The sequence below is a fragment of the Mycobacterium sp. TH-M11 genome, assembly GCF_057473725.1.
This window is the reverse complement of record NZ_JBYCLD010000094.1, coordinates 1-1,983: the sequence shown is the minus strand read 5'-3', so window position 1 is coordinate 1,983 and position 1,983 is coordinate 1. Positions and strand designations below refer to the sequence as shown.

3 protein-coding genes are annotated in these 1,983 nt (G+C 71.3%); all 3 read right to left on the bottom strand.

Translation table 11 applies throughout. From position 1 onward, the window contains the following. Positions 1 to 225: nuclear transport factor 2 family protein (locus tag AC2VOG_RS03825; protein WP_486938586.1), on the bottom strand; the 225-nt coding region annotated here is incomplete at its 3' end. Positions 226 to 260: 35 nt separating this feature from the next. Continuing rightward, positions 261 to 1,169, bottom strand: a complete 909-nt coding sequence (locus AC2VOG_RS03820) for a TIGR03620 family F420-dependent LLM class oxidoreductase (protein WP_486938585.1) — start codon at positions 1,167 to 1,169, stop codon at positions 261 to 263. An 8-nt stretch (positions 1,170 to 1,177) separates the two neighbouring features. Further along, positions 1,178 to 1,983, bottom strand: an 806-nt coding sequence (locus AC2VOG_RS03815) for an SDR family oxidoreductase (RefSeq protein WP_486938584.1), incomplete at its 5' end; no start/stop codon positions are given.

Sequence of the window (1,983 nt, the reverse complement as noted above, 5' to 3'; positions counted from 1 at the left end):
CGTGATGTAGTGCATGGACATCGGAATCGCGCCGAATCCCTCCGCCAGCCAGCCGGCCACCTCGTCGCGGGGGCCGACGGTCGCACCCGCCGACGAGTAGTCGATGTGGGCGTCGTCGGTGAATACCGAGCGGTAGAGCTCCCAGTCCTTGGAGTCCACGGCCCGGGCGTATCTGTTGAGCAGGGCGGCGATCTCGATCTCGTCGGCGACTCGCTGCGCATCCATCACCGGGTGATCCTATTCGCCCGGCATCCGGCCGGCTACAAGGTGGCCAAGGCCGGGGCCAGCGACTCGAGTTGCGTCACAGCGGTGGCGAAGTCGCCGCCGATCTCCGGCAGCAGCGTCACATGGTCGGCGCCGGCGTCCAGGTGCTCGCGCACCTTGGCGGCGACGGCCGGCGGGTCACCGTATGCGACGACCGCCTCCACCAGCCGGTCGCTCACCCCGTCGACGTCGCCGGCCGGGTAGCCCAGCTCCGCCAGCCTGGCCGCGTACGCGGGCATCGACAACCTGGCCGACAGCGACTCGCGCGCGGCCGCTTTCGGATTCCCGGCGCCGCCGCCCACCACGGACAGGCCCACAACCAGGAGCTTGTCTGGGCCGAGCGCGCGGCGGGCGTGGGCGGTGAACTCCGCGGGGAACAACGCGCGCAACGCCCCGTCGGCGAGTTCGCCGGCCAGCGCGAGCATCTTCGGGCCGTTGGCGGCGACGATCCGGGCGTAGGGCGCGTCGGGCGCCGGCGGCCAGGTGGGCGCGTCCATGTCGGTCAGGTAGTCGCGCATGGTGCCCAGCGGACTGCCGAATTCCCGGCCGACGCTGGCGGCCTGCTCCGGATAACCGATTCCCAGGCCCAGCACGAAGCGGCCCGGAAACGCCTGTGCGAGTTGGGCCGCCGCGGCATGCATGGTCTGCGGCGACCGGGCCCAGACGTTGGCGATGCAGGTGCCGAACACCATGCGCTCGGTGGCGCTCGCCAGCATGGCGAGTTGCACGAGGGCGTCCTTGCCGATCACCTCGTTGGTCCACACCGCACGGTATCCGGCCCGCTCCAGGCTGCCCACCGCAGCCCGCTGCCGCTCGATCGACAGCGGGTCGGTGAAGGAGACCGGCAGGCAAACGCCGACCGGCCCCAGCGCTTTTCGGGACGCGTCGACGACCGCGCCGGCCATGGCTGCGCTCACTCGCCGAAGTAGTGGCCGGCGTCCAGGTCCTCGAGCAGCCCCGGTCCCTCGGGCCGCCACTCGAGCACCTTCTGCGTCAGCGCGTTCGACGTCGGGTTATCCAGCGCCGCGAAGAGCGCCAGGAAGCCGAAGTGACCGGCTTCCTCGGCGGGGATACTGGCCGTCGGCACGTCCAGGTGTCGGCCGATGACGGCGGCGATGTCGCGAAACGGCACCCCTTCGTCGGCTACACCGTGCAAAAGCGTTCCCGCAGCCGCGTTTTCGAGTGCCAACCGGTACAAATGGGCGGCGTCGCGCGTGTGGACCCCGGGCCACCGGTTGGCGCCGTCACCGATGTACGCGGACTTGCCCGTGTCGCGTGCGGTGGTGATGAGGTGGTGCGTGAAGCCGTGGTGGTCGAAGTCGCTGTGCACGATCGGGGCCAGCCGAATCACCGAGGACCGCACCCCGCGTTCGGCTAGCGCGATCACGGCGTTCTCCGAGTCGACGCGCGGCCCACCGGGCAGCGTGAGCTGTTCCGTGCCGAGACCGCCGTCCCCGATCAGCGAGAGAAGCAGGGTTCCCGACGTGCTGACGAACGGCCGGTCCGAGCCGGCCAACGCCTCCCCCATCGCCTGCACGACCCGCAGATCCGTCTCGGCGGCGCCCACGAAGTCGGCGAAGTCGTGCTTGAAGGCGAGGTGGATGACGCCGTCGGAGGCCGCGGCGGCGGCGGCGAGGCCGTCGGGGTCGTCGAGGTCACCCCGGTGCACCCGGACACCCTTCGCCGCCAGCGCTGCGGCCGACTCGTCGGAGCGGGCGA

Bases quoted from the DNA above. Each gene is read 5' to 3' on its own strand.
- AC2VOG_RS03820 (WP_486938585.1), bottom strand. From the start codon at position 1,169: ATGGCCGGCGCGGTCGTCGACGCGTCCCGAAAAGCGCTGGGGCCGGTC.